This is a genomic window from Psychromarinibacter halotolerans (assembly GCF_029168315.1).
Classification (GTDB): domain Bacteria; phylum Pseudomonadota; class Alphaproteobacteria; order Rhodobacterales; family Rhodobacteraceae; genus Psychromarinibacter; species Psychromarinibacter halotolerans.
Genome location: NZ_JARGYD010000010.1, coordinates 127,858 through 141,143, shown reverse-complemented (window position 1 = coordinate 141,143; position 13,286 = coordinate 127,858). Strand labels below are relative to the sequence as shown.

Sequence of the window (13,286 nt, the reverse complement as noted above, 5' to 3'; positions counted from 1 at the left end):
GCCTCCGGCGGGGATATTTCCGGACAGAAGAAGCGGGGGAGCGGCGCGCCGGTCCGGCCGTCTTGTGATGCAGCGGCGGCGGCGCTAAGGGAGCGGCAAAGGAGTTGCCATGCCCGTTTTCCTGAACAGTGCCGACGCCGATTTCGAGGATCGTTTCACCGCGCTTTTGTCGATGAAGCGCGAGGACAGCCCCGACGTGGACGACACCGTCCGCGCGATCATTGAGGATGTGCGCGACCGGGGCGACGCGGCGGTGATCGAGCTGACCACCCGGTTCGACCGGATGGAGCTGACGCCGGACCGGCTGGCCTTTACCCCTGACGAAATCGAGGCGGAATGCGCCAAGGTGCCTGCCGAGGAGCGCACGGCACTGGAACTGGCGGCAGAGCGGATCCGCGCCTATCACGCGCGGCAGATGCCCGAGGATGCGTCGTGGGCCGACGCGGCGGGGGCCGAGCTTGGCTGGCGCTGGACGCCGGTGTCGGCGGCGGGGCTGTACGTGCCGGGCGGGCTGGCGAGCTATCCGTCGTCGATGCTGATGAACGCGATCCCGGCGCAGGTCGCCGGGGTAGAGCGTCTGGCGATGTGCGCGCCGACGCCGGGGGGCGCCTGTAATCCGCTGGTGCTGTTGGCGGCGAAACTGTCGGGCGTGTCCGAGGTTTACCGCATCGGCGGCGCGCAGGCGATCGCGGCGCTGGCTTACGGCACCGAGACCATCGCGCCGGTCGACAAGATCACCGGTCCGGGCAACGCTTTCGTCGCGGCCGCCAAGCGGCGGGTGTTCGGCAAGGTCGGGATCGACATGATCGCCGGTCCGTCCGAGATTCTTGTGATCGCCGACCGGCACAACGACCCCGACTGGGTGGCGGTGGACCTGCTGAGTCAGGCCGAGCATGACGAGAGCGCGCAGTCGATCCTGATCACCGACGACGCGGGCTTCGGGCAGGCGGTCGCCGCCGCTGTCGAGGCGCGGCTGGAGGTGCTGGAACGCCGCGCGATCGCGTCCGCGTCGTGGCGCGATTACGGGGCGGTGATCGTGGTCCGCGATCTTGCCGAGGCAGCGGCGCTGTCGGACCGGGTGGCGCCCGAGCACCTTGAGTTGTGCGTCGAGGATCCGGACGCCCTGTCGTCCGAGATCCGGCACGCGGGCGCGATCTTCCTTGGCAAATGGACGCCGGAAGCGATCGGCGACTATGTCGGCGGGCCGAACCACGTTCTGCCCACCGCGCGGTCGGCGCGGTTCTCGTCCGGGCTGTCGGTGATGGATTTCGTCAAGCGCACCACGCTGGCCAAGATGTCGCCCGCGGCGCTTCGGGCCATCGGCCCGGCGGCAGAGGTTCTGGCGGGGTCGGAATCGCTGGAGGCGCATGGGCTGAGCGTGCGGGCGCGGCTGGACCGGCTGAACGAAGGCTAGGCGCGGCGCCGATGGGGGAGCGTGGGGGCTCTGCCCCCGTCGCACCGGAGGTGCGCTGCGTAATGGCCGCAAGGGGGCTGCCCCCGTCGCACCGGAGGTGCGCTGCATAATAGCCGCAAGGGGGCTCTGCCCCCGCCGCGCGTGGCGCGGCGCCCCCGAGGTATTTGGAAAGAGAAGAAGGGGCGGCCGGTACGGGCGTGCGGTGTCGGCGCCTGCGACATGGGGGCGCGTGGCGGTTGCTGGGCCATTGCCTTTTGCCGGCGGGGCGTGCTGTTGTGATGCCGGTTGACGCAGGGAGGCCGGGATGAGCGACGCGACGATGGACCTTCGGTCCGTCACCATCGACGACAGCGGTCTGTCGGCCCCCACGCCGGAGATCGAGCAGGAGCGCAAGGTCGCGATCTTCGACCTGCTGGAAGACAATTCCTTTCGCCTGCCCGAACGCGAGGGGCGCGCGGTGCCGCCGCCGCCCTACGATCTGGAACTGTGCATCCGCGAGCGGCGTCTGGTGTTCGACCTGACCGGCGACAGCGGGCCGGTGGCCGAGTTTCACCTGTCGCTTGGGCCTTTCCGGCAAGCGGTGAAGGATTACTTCCAGATCTGCGAAAGCTATTTCGACGCGGTGAAGAAGCTGCCGCCCAGCCAGATCGAGGCGATCGACATGGCGCGGCGCGGCATCCACAACGAGGGGGCGCGCCTGTTGCAGGAGCGGCTGGAGGGGAAGGCCGAGATCGACATCGACACCGCTCGCCGACTGTTCACGCTGATCTGCGTGCTGCACTGGGGAGGCTGAGAGCTTGCCCCAGAGGCTGCCCCACTCGGTGTTGTTCTGTTGCGACCACAACGCGGTGCGGTCCCCGATGGCCGAGGGGCTGATGAAGAAGTTCTATGGCCAACAGGTTTATGTCCAGTCCGCCGGGGTGCGCAACGATCTGGAGATCGACGGGTTCGCCGTGGCGGTCTGCGAGGAGCTTGGCGTCGGGTTGAGCCGGCATCGGTCGCGCAGCTTCGACGAGATGAAAGAGTGGGGCGACGACCTGTCGAGCTTCGACCTGATCGTTGCCCTGTCTCCTGCCAGCCAGCGGATGGCGCTGGAACTGACCCGGCATTTCCATCTTGAGATCGAATACTGGCCGGTGCTGGACCCCACCGACCTTGGGACCCGACGCGAGGAGAAGCTTGACGCCTATCGCCAGACGCGGGACCAGATCCGGCGCCGGATCCTTGATCGGTTCGGTCCGCCGACAGAGGAGTGCGCGTGATCCGCGACGCCGACAGCATCGAGGTGCGCAGCCTGACCGGCGACGCGGTGGACGCGGCGCTGGACGACCTTGCGCGGTTGCGGATCGAGGTGTTTCGCGACTGGCCCTACCTGTACGACGGCGATCTGGAGTACGAGCGGCGCTATATGGCGACCTATCGCGACAGTCCCGGCGCGGTGCTTGTCGGCGCCTTCGACGGCGACCGGCTGGTCGGCGCGGCCACCGGCACCCCGATGGAGGATCATGCCGACGACTTCGCCGAGCCCTTCGCGGGACACGACCTGACGCGGATCTTCTATTGTGCCGAAAGCGTTCTGCTGCCCGCCTATCGCGGGCGGGGGCTTGGCCACGCGTTCTTCGACGCCCGCGAGGCGCATGCCCGGGCGCTGGGGCGTAAGACATCCGCTTTCTGCTCGGTCATCCGCCCGGCGGATCATCCTGCGCGCCCCGCCGATTATCGTGCGCTTGACGGGTTCTGGCGCAAGCGCGGCTATGCCCCGCTGGACGGGGCTGTCGCCCGGTTCCGCTGGAAAGACGTCGGCGATGCGGAGGAGACCGGGAAATCCCTGCAATTCTGGACGAAACCTCTATGAAAATCGCGACCGCCGCCTATCCGCTGGACTGGCACGACAACTGGGCCTCTTACGAGGACAAGCTGACCCGCTGGGTGGCAGAGGCGGCGGGGCAGGGCGCCGCGCTTTTGGTTTTCCCGGAGTACGGCGCGATGGAACTGGCCTCTTTGGCCGGGGCAGAGGCGGCGGCGGGGCTGGAAACCTCTGGGCGTGCGGTGTCCGACCGGTGGCCCGAGGCGGATGCGCTGCTGTCGCGGCTGGCGGTGGCGCATGGCGTCCATGTGCTTGGCCCCGGCGGGCCCGTGTGGGACGCGGCGCTGGGCGACCGGCCGGTGAACCGATCCAGCCTGTTCACGCCCGACGGGACGATTGCGCATCAGGACAAGCAGATCATGACCCGCTACGAGCGCGAGGAATGGGACATGCATCCGGGCGGCCCGCTAAAGCTGTTCGACACCGCGCTGGGGCGGATCGGTGTGCTGATTTGCTATGACTGCGAGTTTCCCCTGTTGGCCCGCGCGCTGACAGAGGCCGGGGCCGAGCTGCTGTTGGTGCCGTCCAACACCGAGGCGATGACAGGCTATTCCCGCGTTCGGATCGGCGCGATGGCGCGGGCGCTGGAAAACCAGTGCGTCGTGGTGCATTCGCCCACCGTGGGCGACGCGCTGTGGTGCGAGGCGGTGGACCGCAACGTCGGCGCGGCCGCGGTCTATGGCCCGCCGGACATCGGGTTTCCCGACACCGGCGTACTGGCGCAGGGCGAGCTGAACCGGCCGGGATGGGTCTATGCCGATGTCGACCTGTCGGCGGTGGCGCAGGTCCGCGCCGAGGGTGGGGTGGTCAACTTTAGCGACTGGCCCCGGCAGGAACCGCGATCAAAAATACCGGAATTGCACGTATTGCGCGCGTGAGACCTTGAAATAAGGCTGAAAAGGGCGCATCTAAGCGCCGCCCATAACTGTGTGGGCACGCAATCACGGAGTGACCATGGCCAAGGAAGAAATGCTCGAATTCCCCGGCGTCGTGAAGGAACTCCTGCCGAATGCGACGTTCAGGGTCGAGCTTGAGAACGGCCATGAGATCATCGCACACACGGCAGGAAAGATGCGCAAGAACCGGATTCGCGTTCTTGCAGGCGACAAAGTGCAGGTCGAGATGACGCCCTACGACCTGACGAAGGGCCGGATCAACTATCGGTTCAAGTAGGCGGACGTGCGCGTCCGCCCTGCGACTCGGGCCACAGCCTGGCCCGATCCTTCGGCAGGCTGCCGAAAGGTAAATCAATGCGGCTGATTCTCGGATCCGGAAGCCCGCGTCGGCTGGAGCTGCTTGCGAAGCTCGGGCTGACGCCTGATGCCGTCACGCCGCCGGACGTGGACGAAACGCCCCTGAAGGGCGAGCTTCCCCGCGCCTACTGCCGCCGCATCACCGCCGCCAAGGCGGATGCGGTGCAGGGCGGGCCGGATGACGTGATCCTGTGCGCGGACACGACCGTGGCGCTTGGGCGCCGCATCATGGGCAAACCCCGCGATGCCGGTGAGGCGGCTGAATTCCTGTACGCCCTGTCGGGCCGACGCCATCGGGTGATCACCGCCGTGGCGGTGAAGCGCGACGGCCGCGTCTGGACGCGCGACGTCGAATCCTCGGTGAAGATGAAACGCCTGTCGGACACCGAGGTGAACGGCTATCTCGCGACCGGGGACTGGAAGGGCAAGGCGGGTGCCTATGCCATTCAGGGGCCGGCCGGTGCCTTTATTCCGTGGATCCAGGGATCTTACACCGCGATCGTGGGCCTGCCGGTCCACGAGACCGCTCAACTGTTGCAGGCGGCCGGCTGGCCGGTCTTGGGGGAAACGTGAAGGGCAGCGTGATCGCACTTGGCGAATGGCGGGGCCGCAAGGCCGCCGCGCTGATCGTGGATGGCCGTCTGGACGACCTGCTGGTCGACCCCGAAGGCGATGGCCCGTTGCCCGGCGCGATCTTCCGTGCCGTCGCCGATCGCCCGATGAAGGGGCAGGGCGGCCTGACCGTGAAGCTTGACGGCGACCTGCGGGGATTCCTGCGGCAGTCCAAGGGGCTGCGTCCCGGTCAGTCGCTTCTGGTTCAGGTCGGCACCTTCGCCGAGGCGGGCAAGGCGGTTCCGGTCAACACGCGCCTGCTGTTCAAAAGCCGCCATGCCATCGTGACCCCCGACGCGCCCGGCGTGAACGTGTCGCGCCGCATCCGCGACGACGACATCCGCGACGAGCTGACGATGCTGGGCAAGTCGATGGTGCCCGAAGGCACCGGCCTGATCCTGCGGTCGTCCTGCGAGGGCGCCGGGATCGAGGAGATCGAGGCCGACATCGCCGCGATGGTCGACCTTGCCGCTCAGGTCGCCGCCGATGCGGACGGCCAGCCCGAGCTTCTGGTCGACGGCCCCGACGCGCATTTGTCGGCGTGGCGCGACTGGCCGAAGCCCGACCTGCTGGCCGACGGCCCCACCGCGTTCGAGGATCACGGCGTCGACGAAATGATCGACACCGCTTTGTCGTCGCGCATCGACCTTGGCGGCGGCGCCTACGCCTTCGTCGAGCCCACCCGCGCGCTGGTCGCGGTGGACGTGAACACCGGCGGCGACACGTCTCCGGCGGCTGGGCTGAAGGCGAACCTCGCGCTGATCAAGGCGCTGCCCCGCGCATTGCGCTGTCGGGGTCTGGGCGGCCAGATCACCATCGACTTCGCGCCGCTGCCCAAGCGCGACCGTCGCCAGATAGAGACCTCGCTGCGCGCCGCCTTCCGGTCCGACCCGATCGAAACGGCGCTTGCCGGGTGGACGCCGCTGGGTCATTTCGAGCTTCAGCGCAAACGCGAACGCGCTCCGGTCACGGCCGCCTGAACCGGCCGCGACGACAGCGTCGAAAAATCCCCGGAACCCTCTGGACAGTCGCCTGAACCGGCTATAGAGAGTGCCGACCCGAGCGGTTACCGCTCACCCGTGCCCGGGTAGCTCAGGGGTAGAGCAGTGGATTGAAAATCCTCGTGTCGGTGGTTCGATTCCGCCCCCGGGCACCATTTATTCCAAGCGAAAACAACCGCTCGCTTACGTCCCCGTCCGCTCGCGCCATAGCGCCACGCTGGCTGCGGCTGCGTTGGCCATGAAGCGGAAGTCGCCTCCGACCGTTGTCATGTCATAGCCCCAGTCCACCGCCCGGGCGGCGTAGTCCGCCGTGCCGCAGTGAAGCGCGGCGCGGATGCCGGCGGCGTGGCAGGTTTCGGCGATCTTCTGCAGGACCTCGATCATCTCGGGCTCTTCGCGGTCGAAGGCGGGCGGGTATTTCCCGTCGTGCAGCGAAAAGGTCAGGTCGGAGGGGCCAACGTAGATCCCGTCCAGACCCGGCGTTGCGGCGATGGCTTCGAGGTTGTCCAGCGCCTCGCGCGTTTCGACCATCGCCCAGCCGATCACGCGGTCGTTCGCCTCGGCGGCGATGTTCGCGCCCTGCGCGATCTGGGCGCGGGTTGGGCCGAAGCTGCGCTGGCCCAGAGGCGGGTAGCGCAGGTAGCTGACGAACTCGGCCGCCTGTTCGGCTGTGTTGATCATCGGGCAGATGATCTGCAGCGCGCCGGCATCGAGCATCTTCATGATGATCCCCGGCTCCAGCCACGGCACCCGCGCGCCAAGGACCACACCGCTGGCGCGCATCGCCTGAAGCATCGGCAGCACGTCCGAGTAATCCAGCGCGCCATGCTGGAAGTCGATGCTGATCGCGTCGAAGCCCTGTTCGGCCATCACCTCGGCCGAGAACGAATTGCCGATCGACAGCCAGCCGTGCAGCACGGGATTGCCCGCGTCCCATATGTCCTTGATACGATTGCCGATCATCGGGCGGCCCCCGGGTGGCCGATCCAGTTGAAACGTTGCATTGGCGTCCTCCCTCGCGTGTGCCCGCCATGATTGGAGCCGGGACCGGAGGGTGTCAAACCGGTTCCCGGGCGTCAGACGCCCAGATGCCGTTCGGAGATATCCGTGGTCAGGTCGGCGAAGGGCCCGGCCCAGACGGTCCGGCCGCGTTCAAGGATCACGGCGCGGTCGCAGGCGGTACGCAGTTCGGCCAGCGACTTGTCGATCACCAGCATCGCCATCCCGGTTTCGGCCTTCAGGGTCGCGATGGCGGCCCAGATCTCTTGCCGGACGATGGGGGCCAGCCCCTCGGTCGCCTCGTCAAGGATCAGCAGGCGGGGGTTGGTCATCAGCGCGCGACCGATGGTCAGCATCTGTTGCTCGCCCCCCGACAGGGACGCGGCGCGCTGGGTCAGGCGTTCGCCCAGCCGGGGGAATAGGGCGGTGACGCGGGCGCGGTCCCAATGGCCGGGGCGGGCGGCGGCGGTCAGGTTTTCGGCCACCGTCAGGTCGCGGAAACAGCGACGGCCCTCGGGCACCAGCCCGATCCCCAGCCGCGCGGCGCGGTGGCTGGGCAGGCGGGTCAGGTCGTGGCCGTCGAACACCAGCGTCCCGTGGGCGGGCAGCATCCGGCAGATCGCTTTCACCGTGGTGGATTTGCCCATGCCATTGCGGCCCATGAAGGCGACCGCCTCGCCCTCGGACACAGTCAGGTCGACGCCGAACAAGGCTTGGCTGGCGCCATAGGCGGCGGTCACGTTGGCCAGCGACAGAAGCGTCATGCCGTGTCCCCCAGATAGGCGTCGCGCACCGCGGGGTCGGCGCGGATCTCGTCCACCGTGCCGGTCGCGATGACGCGGCCGTAGACCAGCACGCTGATCCGGTCGGCCAGCGCGAACACCGCGTCCATGTCGTGTTCGACCAGCAGGATCGGGGCCTCGGCGCGCAGCGTGTCGAGGAAGCCGGTCAGCTGTTTCGAACCTTCGGGCCCAAGCCCCGCCATCGGTTCGTCCATCACGAAGGCTTTCGGGTCCAGCGTCAGCGCCACCGCGACCTCCAGCAGACGCCGTTGTCCGTGGCTCAGCTCGGCCGTCCGCACGCTGGCGACGTCGGCAAGGCCCACGCGGTCCAGGGCTGCCTCGGCCCGGTCGCGCAGGTCCCGGGTGCGCAGCGCCGCGCCGAAGAACCGCCACGGCCGCCCAGACGCGCCAAGCGCCCCCAGCAGCGCGTTCTGTAGCACCGTGTCCTCCATCGCCAGCGCCGAGATCTGGAAGGTCCGGCCCAGCCCCCGCCGCGCGCGGGCGCGCACCGTCTCGCGGGTGACGTCGTGCCCAAGGAAGCGCACGGTGCCGGCATCGGGGGTCAGCGACCCGCTGATCTGGCCGATCAGCGTCGACTTGCCTGCGCCGTTCGGGCCGATGATCGCGTGGATCTCTCCCGGTTGCAGGTCGATCGAGATGTCGTCGCTGGCCTTCAGCGCGCCGAAGCTTCGGGTGATGCCGTGGGTGGACAGGACGGGCTCAGTCATGGGTCCGCCCCCGTCCGGCCAGCATCCCGATCACGCCACCTTTGCCGGACAGCACGATCAGCAGCAGCACAAGGCCAAGGAAGACCTGCCAATAATCGCTGACGCCCCCCAGCAAGTGTTCCAGAAGCACGAAGATTGCCGCGCCCGCGACGGGGCCGAACAGCCGTGCGACGCCGCCGATGATGACGAACACCATGATTTCACCCGACATCTGCCAGCTTAGCATCGTGGGGCTGACAAAGCGGTTCAGGTCCGCGAACAGCGCCCCGGCCAGCCCGGTGACCGCGCCCGAGATGACCAGCGCGACCAGTTTTAGCCGCACGGGGTTCAGGCCTACAGTCTCGACCCGGTGCGGCACCTGCCGCGCGGCGTTCAGGGCCAGCCCGAAGGGCGACCGCGCCAGCAACGCGTTCAGGCCCAGCACGACCAGCAGCAGGGCAAGGCACAGGCCGTAGAACTGGATCGGCACCAGCGTGTTCAGCCCGGGAAACTCGTTGCGGACGTAGATCGACAGCCCGTCCTCGCCGCCGTAGGCAGGCCACGAGATCGCGAAGAAATAGATCATCTGCCCGAAGGCCAGCGTGATCATGATGAAGTACACGCCCGAGGTGCGCAGGGCGAGTATTCCGATCAGCAGCGCGGCCAGCGCCGAGGCGAAGATGGCCGTCAGCCAGATGACCGGCATCGACTTGGTGCCTTCCAGCACGAAGGGCCATTCCATCAGGGGCGTATAGTTCTGCGCGTGGCTGGCAAGGATGCCCATCGCGTAGCCGCCGATCCCGAAGAACACCGCGTGCCCAAGGCTGACCAGACCGCCCAGTCCCAGCGCGATGTTCAGCCCGACCGCGGCCAGCGCGAAGATCACGGCGCGGGTGGCCAGCGTGATGGTGAAGGGTTCGTCCGCGTACAGCGCCCATGCGGGCACCGCGATCAGCAGCCCAAGGATCACGGTGTTTACGGCGGTCTCGCGCGTCATGCGCGGGCTCCGAACAGGCCGGTGGGCCGCCAGACCAGCACCGCCGCCATCAGGATGTAGATCGCCATAGAGGCAAAGGCCGACCCGGTGGCGGTGGCGGTCGCGGGGTCCGCGAACAGCTTGAACAGTTCGGGAAGGAAGATCCCGCCCAGCGTGTCGGTCAGCCCCACCAGCAGCGCGCCGATCAGCGCGCCCCGGATCGAGCCGATGCCGCCGATCACGATGACCACGAAGGCAAGGATCAGCACCGGCTCGCCCATGCCGACCTGCACCGACTGGATCGCGCCCACCAGCGCACCGGCCAGACCCGCAAGCCCGGCCCCCAGCGCGAAGATCAGCGTGTACAGCTTCGAGATGTCGACCCCCAGCGCCGCGATCATCTCGCGGTCATTCTCGCCGGCGCGGATCTGGATGCCGATCCGGGTGCGCGAGATCAGCAGCCACAGCCCAAGCGCCACGAGCAGACCCAGCGCGATCAGCGCAAGGCGGTACAGCGGGTACTGGATGCCGCCGGGCAGGGTGACGGGCCCCGACAGCCACGACGGAATGTCTAGGTACAGCGGGAAGGACCCGAACAGCCAGCGGGTGCCTTCCGAGAAAATCAGGATCAGCGCGAAGGTGGCCAGCACCTGATCAAGGTGGTCGCGGTGGTACAGCCGCCGGATCACCACCAGTTCCACCAGCGCGCCCGCCAGCGCGGCCGCGACCAATGCCGCGACCAGCGCCAGCAGGAACGATCCCGTCGCGCCCGCCACGGCGGCGGCAGCGAAGGCGCCGACCATGTACAGCGACCCGTGGGCAAGGTTGATCAGCCCCATGACGCCGAAGATCAGCGTCAGCCCGGCGGCCATCAGGAACAGCATCACACCGAACTGCAGGCCGTTCAGGACCTGCTCTGCGATCAGAATGGGGGACATCTTCGGCCTTCGTCGAATGGGTGGCCCGGCGCGCGACCGGGCCACACGCGTCTTACATCGAGCACTCGTCCACGTAGGCGCTGGACCGATCCTCGATCGCAGTGCCGACGATCTTGTTGGTGTAGATGTCGCCTTCCTTGATCACCTCGCGGACGTAAATGTCCTGAATCGGGTGCTGGTTGGTGTCGAAGGCGAAATCGCCCCGCACGCTGTCGAAGTCGGCGGCGGCCAGCGCGGCGCGGAAAGCCTCTTGATCCGACGGTTCGGCCACGTCCAGCGCCGACAGCATCAGGTTCGCGGTGTCATAGCCATAGGCGGCGTACAGCGACGGCAGGCGGTCGTACTTTTCCTCGAAGGCAGCGACGAAGGCGGCGTTCGCCTCGTTGTCGAGATCCTTCGACCAGTTCGAGCCGTTCTTGACCCCAAGCGCCGCGTCGCCGACCGCTTGCAGGATCGCCTGATCGAACGAGAACGCCGGGCCCAGCACCGGCAGTTCGACGCCCGAATCCGCGTATTGCTTGAGGAACGAGATCCCCATACCGCCCGGCAGAAAGAAGAACACGCTGTCGGCGCCCGAGGCGCGGATCTGTGCGATCTCGGCGGCATAGTCGGTCTGGCCCAGCTCGGTATAGATCTCTCCGGCCAGTTCACCCTCGAAGAAACGCTTGAAGCCGTTCAGGCTGTCGTGACCGGCGGGATAGTTCGGGGCCATGATGAACGGGTTGGTGTAGCCTTCGGACTTGGCATAGGCGCCAGCGGCCTCGTGCAGGTTGTCGTTCTGGTAGGACACCGAGAAATACAGCGGGTTGCAGCCACGACCGGCCAGCTGCGCGGGGGCGGCGTTGGTCGACAGGTAGAACTTGCCCTGCGCCGTCGCCGACGGCACCACGGCCATCGCAAGGTTCGACCAAACGATGCCGGTCAGGATGTCGACCTTCTCGGACTGGATCATCTCGTCCGCGATCTGCACCGCCACGTCGGGCTTGCGCTGGTCGTCTTCGATGATGATCTCAAGCCCGTCGCGGCCGTCGTCCTCGATGGCCAGCATGAAACCGTCGCGGATGTCGATGCCAAGGCTGGCGCCGCCGCCGGACAGTGTGGTGATCATCCCGACCTTGGTCTGCGCCAGCGCGCCCGTGCTCAGCGAGGTGGTGGCCAGTGCCGCTAGCGCCGCCGCGGCAAGACTTGTTTTCATGGACATGTGCGTTCTCCCTGCGTTGTCCCGTTGTCGAAGTCCCGCCTTGTCGCGATGGCTGCCCGGCAGATCGTGCGGCGGTTTTGCTTCGTCATCGGTATGGATAGCCGAATTTGCGCGCAGGTACATGCGTTTGATAGATCTTCGTGCCCACCGGGGGCGCCCGCGCCCTGAATGCGTCGTCCGCGCCGTTATTCCGTGCATCCTTTGCGTCGTGTACAGGACCCGCGCCGCCATCGGGTGTCCCTGACCGCCCGCCACCCGGCGGTTGCGCGGCGGTAAGACTTTCGGCAACGCGCGAACTATATCGCTATTAAGATATTGGAAACGCTGCGTCACAACCCCTGATAGTCAGTTGCTTTGTGATGCAACAAACCTATGTTGCCGCCTCCGGCGCTTGGGGAGGGCGGCGGTTATCCGGGCTCATGCCCATATACGACAATGCCGCGCCGGTCCGAACCCCGGCAAACCGATGGTACCCCCCGATGACGTCCTCTTCTTCCGATCCGCTGACCCAAATTACCGCCGCACGCTACACGGGCGCGATCCCGTCGCGTCTTCTGGACGATATCGAGTCTCATGTCGCGGAAATCGGCGGCCCGCTGGAACGGCACGAAGACGGGGTGACGGTGACCTATCCGATGGCGACCGTGAACATGTGGGTCGGTCAGGACAAGCTGGATGTCGAGGTGGCGGCCCCAACGACGCTGTTCGCCTACCAGATGCGCGAAAGCGTGGCCTACATGCTGGATCACGTCTTCCCCGAGACCGCGTCGATGACGTGGCACGGGGCACAGACAACGCAGGATCTGCCGCCCAATTTCCACTTCGCCACCGTGCAGGCGGTGACCCAGCAGTCGCCGAATTTCGTGCGGCTGGAAATGCAGTGCGATGGCGTCGATACGCTGCTTGAGGGCGGGATGCACTTTTCGCTGTTGCTGCCGCCCGAGGGGCGCGCGGCGGTCTGGCCGCGTATCGGCACCCGGGGCCGTACCGTATGGCCGGAAGGCGACGACACGCTGCATCGCGCCGTCTATACCTTTGTATCGCTCGACCCCGACGCGGGGCGGTTCGCCTTCGACGTCTACCAGCACGGCGACGGCCGTGCCGCGATGTGGGCGGGCTCTGTTCGCCCCGGCGCGCAGGTGGCGATCATGGGGCCGGGTGGGGGGCGTTTGCCGCCGGGCGACGACCTTGTTCTGGCCGGCGACGACACGGCGCTGCCCGCGATCCGCAGGATTCTGGAACAGTCCGCGCCGGACCGGACGGGCGACGTCCTGATCGAGCTTGGCGATGCCGCCGATATCTGCGATCTGCCCCTGCCAGCCGGCATGTCGGTGACATGGCTGCTGCGGTCCGAAGGGCAGGACCTGTGGCAGGCGCTGATGGCGCTGCCGCCGCGCCGGGGCGAAGGTGTCTTCGTGTGGGTCGCGGCAGAGCCGGAACTGATGCGCAAGGCCAAGAAAATGTTCCACAACAAGTGGGACCTGCCCGCGACCCAAGGCTCGTTCAGCGCGTTCTGGGTCGGCTGAGCCCAAGGTC

General features: G+C 67.4%; 15 protein-coding genes and 1 tRNA gene. 10 read left to right on the top strand and 6 right to left on the bottom strand.

Going from position 1 to position 13,286, the window contains the following annotated elements:
• Positions 1-109: 109 nt before the first annotated feature.
• The 9 genes from hisD (at position 110) to P1K30_RS20445 (ending at position 6,302) form a co-directional block, all read left to right on the top strand.
• Positions 110-1,414, top strand: coding sequence for a histidinol dehydrogenase (gene hisD, locus P1K30_RS20485; protein WP_275634644.1), 1,305 nt, complete (start codon positions 110-112; stop codon positions 1,412-1,414).
• Positions 1,415-1,718: 304 nt separating this feature from the next.
• Positions 1,719-2,207, top strand: coding sequence for a UPF0262 family protein (locus P1K30_RS20480; RefSeq protein ID WP_275634643.1), 489 nt, complete (start codon positions 1,719-1,721; stop codon positions 2,205-2,207).
• 4 nt (positions 2,208-2,211) lie between these two features.
• Positions 2,212-2,676, top strand: coding sequence for an arsenate-mycothiol transferase ArsC (locus tag P1K30_RS20475; protein WP_275634642.1), 465 nt, complete (start codon positions 2,212-2,214; stop codon positions 2,674-2,676).
• 17 nt (positions 2,677-2,693) lie between these two features.
• Positions 2,694-3,269, top strand: coding sequence for a GNAT family N-acetyltransferase (locus tag P1K30_RS20470; protein WP_275634667.1), 576 nt, complete (start codon positions 2,694-2,696; stop codon positions 3,267-3,269).
• Positions 3,266-4,159 (top strand): carbon-nitrogen hydrolase family protein, encoded by an 894-nt coding sequence (locus tag P1K30_RS20465; protein WP_275634641.1) that lies wholly within the window; start codon positions 3,266-3,268, stop codon positions 4,157-4,159. The genes P1K30_RS20470 and P1K30_RS20465 overlap by 4 nt, the downstream gene beginning before the upstream one ends.
• A gap of 76 nt (positions 4,160-4,235) precedes the next feature.
• A complete protein-coding gene (gene infA / locus P1K30_RS20460) occupies positions 4,236-4,454 on the top strand; it encodes a translation initiation factor IF-1 (protein WP_011455993.1) in 219 nt (72 codons plus the stop codon).
• A gap of 77 nt (positions 4,455-4,531) precedes the next feature.
• Positions 4,532-5,107: a Maf family protein gene (locus P1K30_RS20455; protein WP_275634640.1), complete on the top strand. Its 576-nt coding sequence runs from the start codon at positions 4,532-4,534 to the stop codon at positions 5,105-5,107.
• Complete coding sequence (locus P1K30_RS20450) at positions 5,104-6,126, top strand: ribonuclease E/G (protein ID WP_275634639.1); 1,023 nt, start codon at positions 5,104-5,106, stop codon at positions 6,124-6,126. The genes P1K30_RS20455 and P1K30_RS20450 overlap by 4 nt, the downstream gene beginning before the upstream one ends.
• 101 nt (positions 6,127-6,227) lie before the next feature.
• A tRNA-Phe gene (locus P1K30_RS20445) sits at positions 6,228-6,302 on the top strand.
• A gap of 28 nt (positions 6,303-6,330) precedes the next feature.
• Here the strand turns inward: P1K30_RS20445 and P1K30_RS20440 are convergent.
• From P1K30_RS20440 to P1K30_RS20415, 6 genes are all read right to left on the bottom strand, one after another.
• Positions 6,331-7,110 (bottom strand): HpcH/HpaI aldolase family protein, encoded by a 780-nt coding sequence (locus P1K30_RS20440; RefSeq protein ID WP_275634638.1) that lies wholly within the window; start codon positions 7,108-7,110, stop codon positions 6,331-6,333.
• A gap of 113 nt (positions 7,111-7,223) precedes the next feature.
• Positions 7,224-7,910: an ABC transporter ATP-binding protein gene (locus P1K30_RS20435; RefSeq protein ID WP_275634637.1), complete on the bottom strand. Its 687-nt coding sequence runs from the start codon at positions 7,908-7,910 to the stop codon at positions 7,224-7,226.
• A complete protein-coding gene (locus P1K30_RS20430; protein WP_275634636.1) occupies positions 7,907-8,656 on the bottom strand; it encodes an ABC transporter ATP-binding protein in 750 nt (249 codons plus the stop codon). The genes P1K30_RS20435 and P1K30_RS20430 overlap by 4 nt, the downstream gene beginning before the upstream one ends.
• A complete protein-coding gene (locus P1K30_RS20425; protein WP_275634635.1) occupies positions 8,649-9,632 on the bottom strand; it encodes a branched-chain amino acid ABC transporter permease in 984 nt (327 codons plus the stop codon). Before P1K30_RS20425 ends, P1K30_RS20430 begins: the two co-directional genes overlap by 8 nt.
• Positions 9,629-10,549 carry a branched-chain amino acid ABC transporter permease gene (locus P1K30_RS20420; RefSeq protein ID WP_275634634.1) on the bottom strand — a complete coding sequence of 307 codons (921 nt, stop codon included), beginning with the start codon at positions 10,547-10,549 and terminating at the stop codon, positions 9,629-9,631. The genes P1K30_RS20425 and P1K30_RS20420 overlap by 4 nt, the downstream gene beginning before the upstream one ends.
• A gap of 52 nt (positions 10,550-10,601) precedes the next feature.
• Complete coding sequence (locus tag P1K30_RS20415) at positions 10,602-11,750, bottom strand: ABC transporter substrate-binding protein (RefSeq protein ID WP_275634633.1); 1,149 nt, start codon at positions 11,748-11,750, stop codon at positions 10,602-10,604.
• Between the two features lie 479 nt (positions 11,751-12,229).
• On the opposite strand from P1K30_RS20415, the gene P1K30_RS20410 reads away from it, so the two are divergent.
• Positions 12,230-13,276, top strand: coding sequence for a siderophore-interacting protein (locus tag P1K30_RS20410; RefSeq protein WP_275634632.1), 1,047 nt, complete (start codon positions 12,230-12,232; stop codon positions 13,274-13,276).
• Positions 13,277-13,286: the final 10 nt, after the last annotated feature.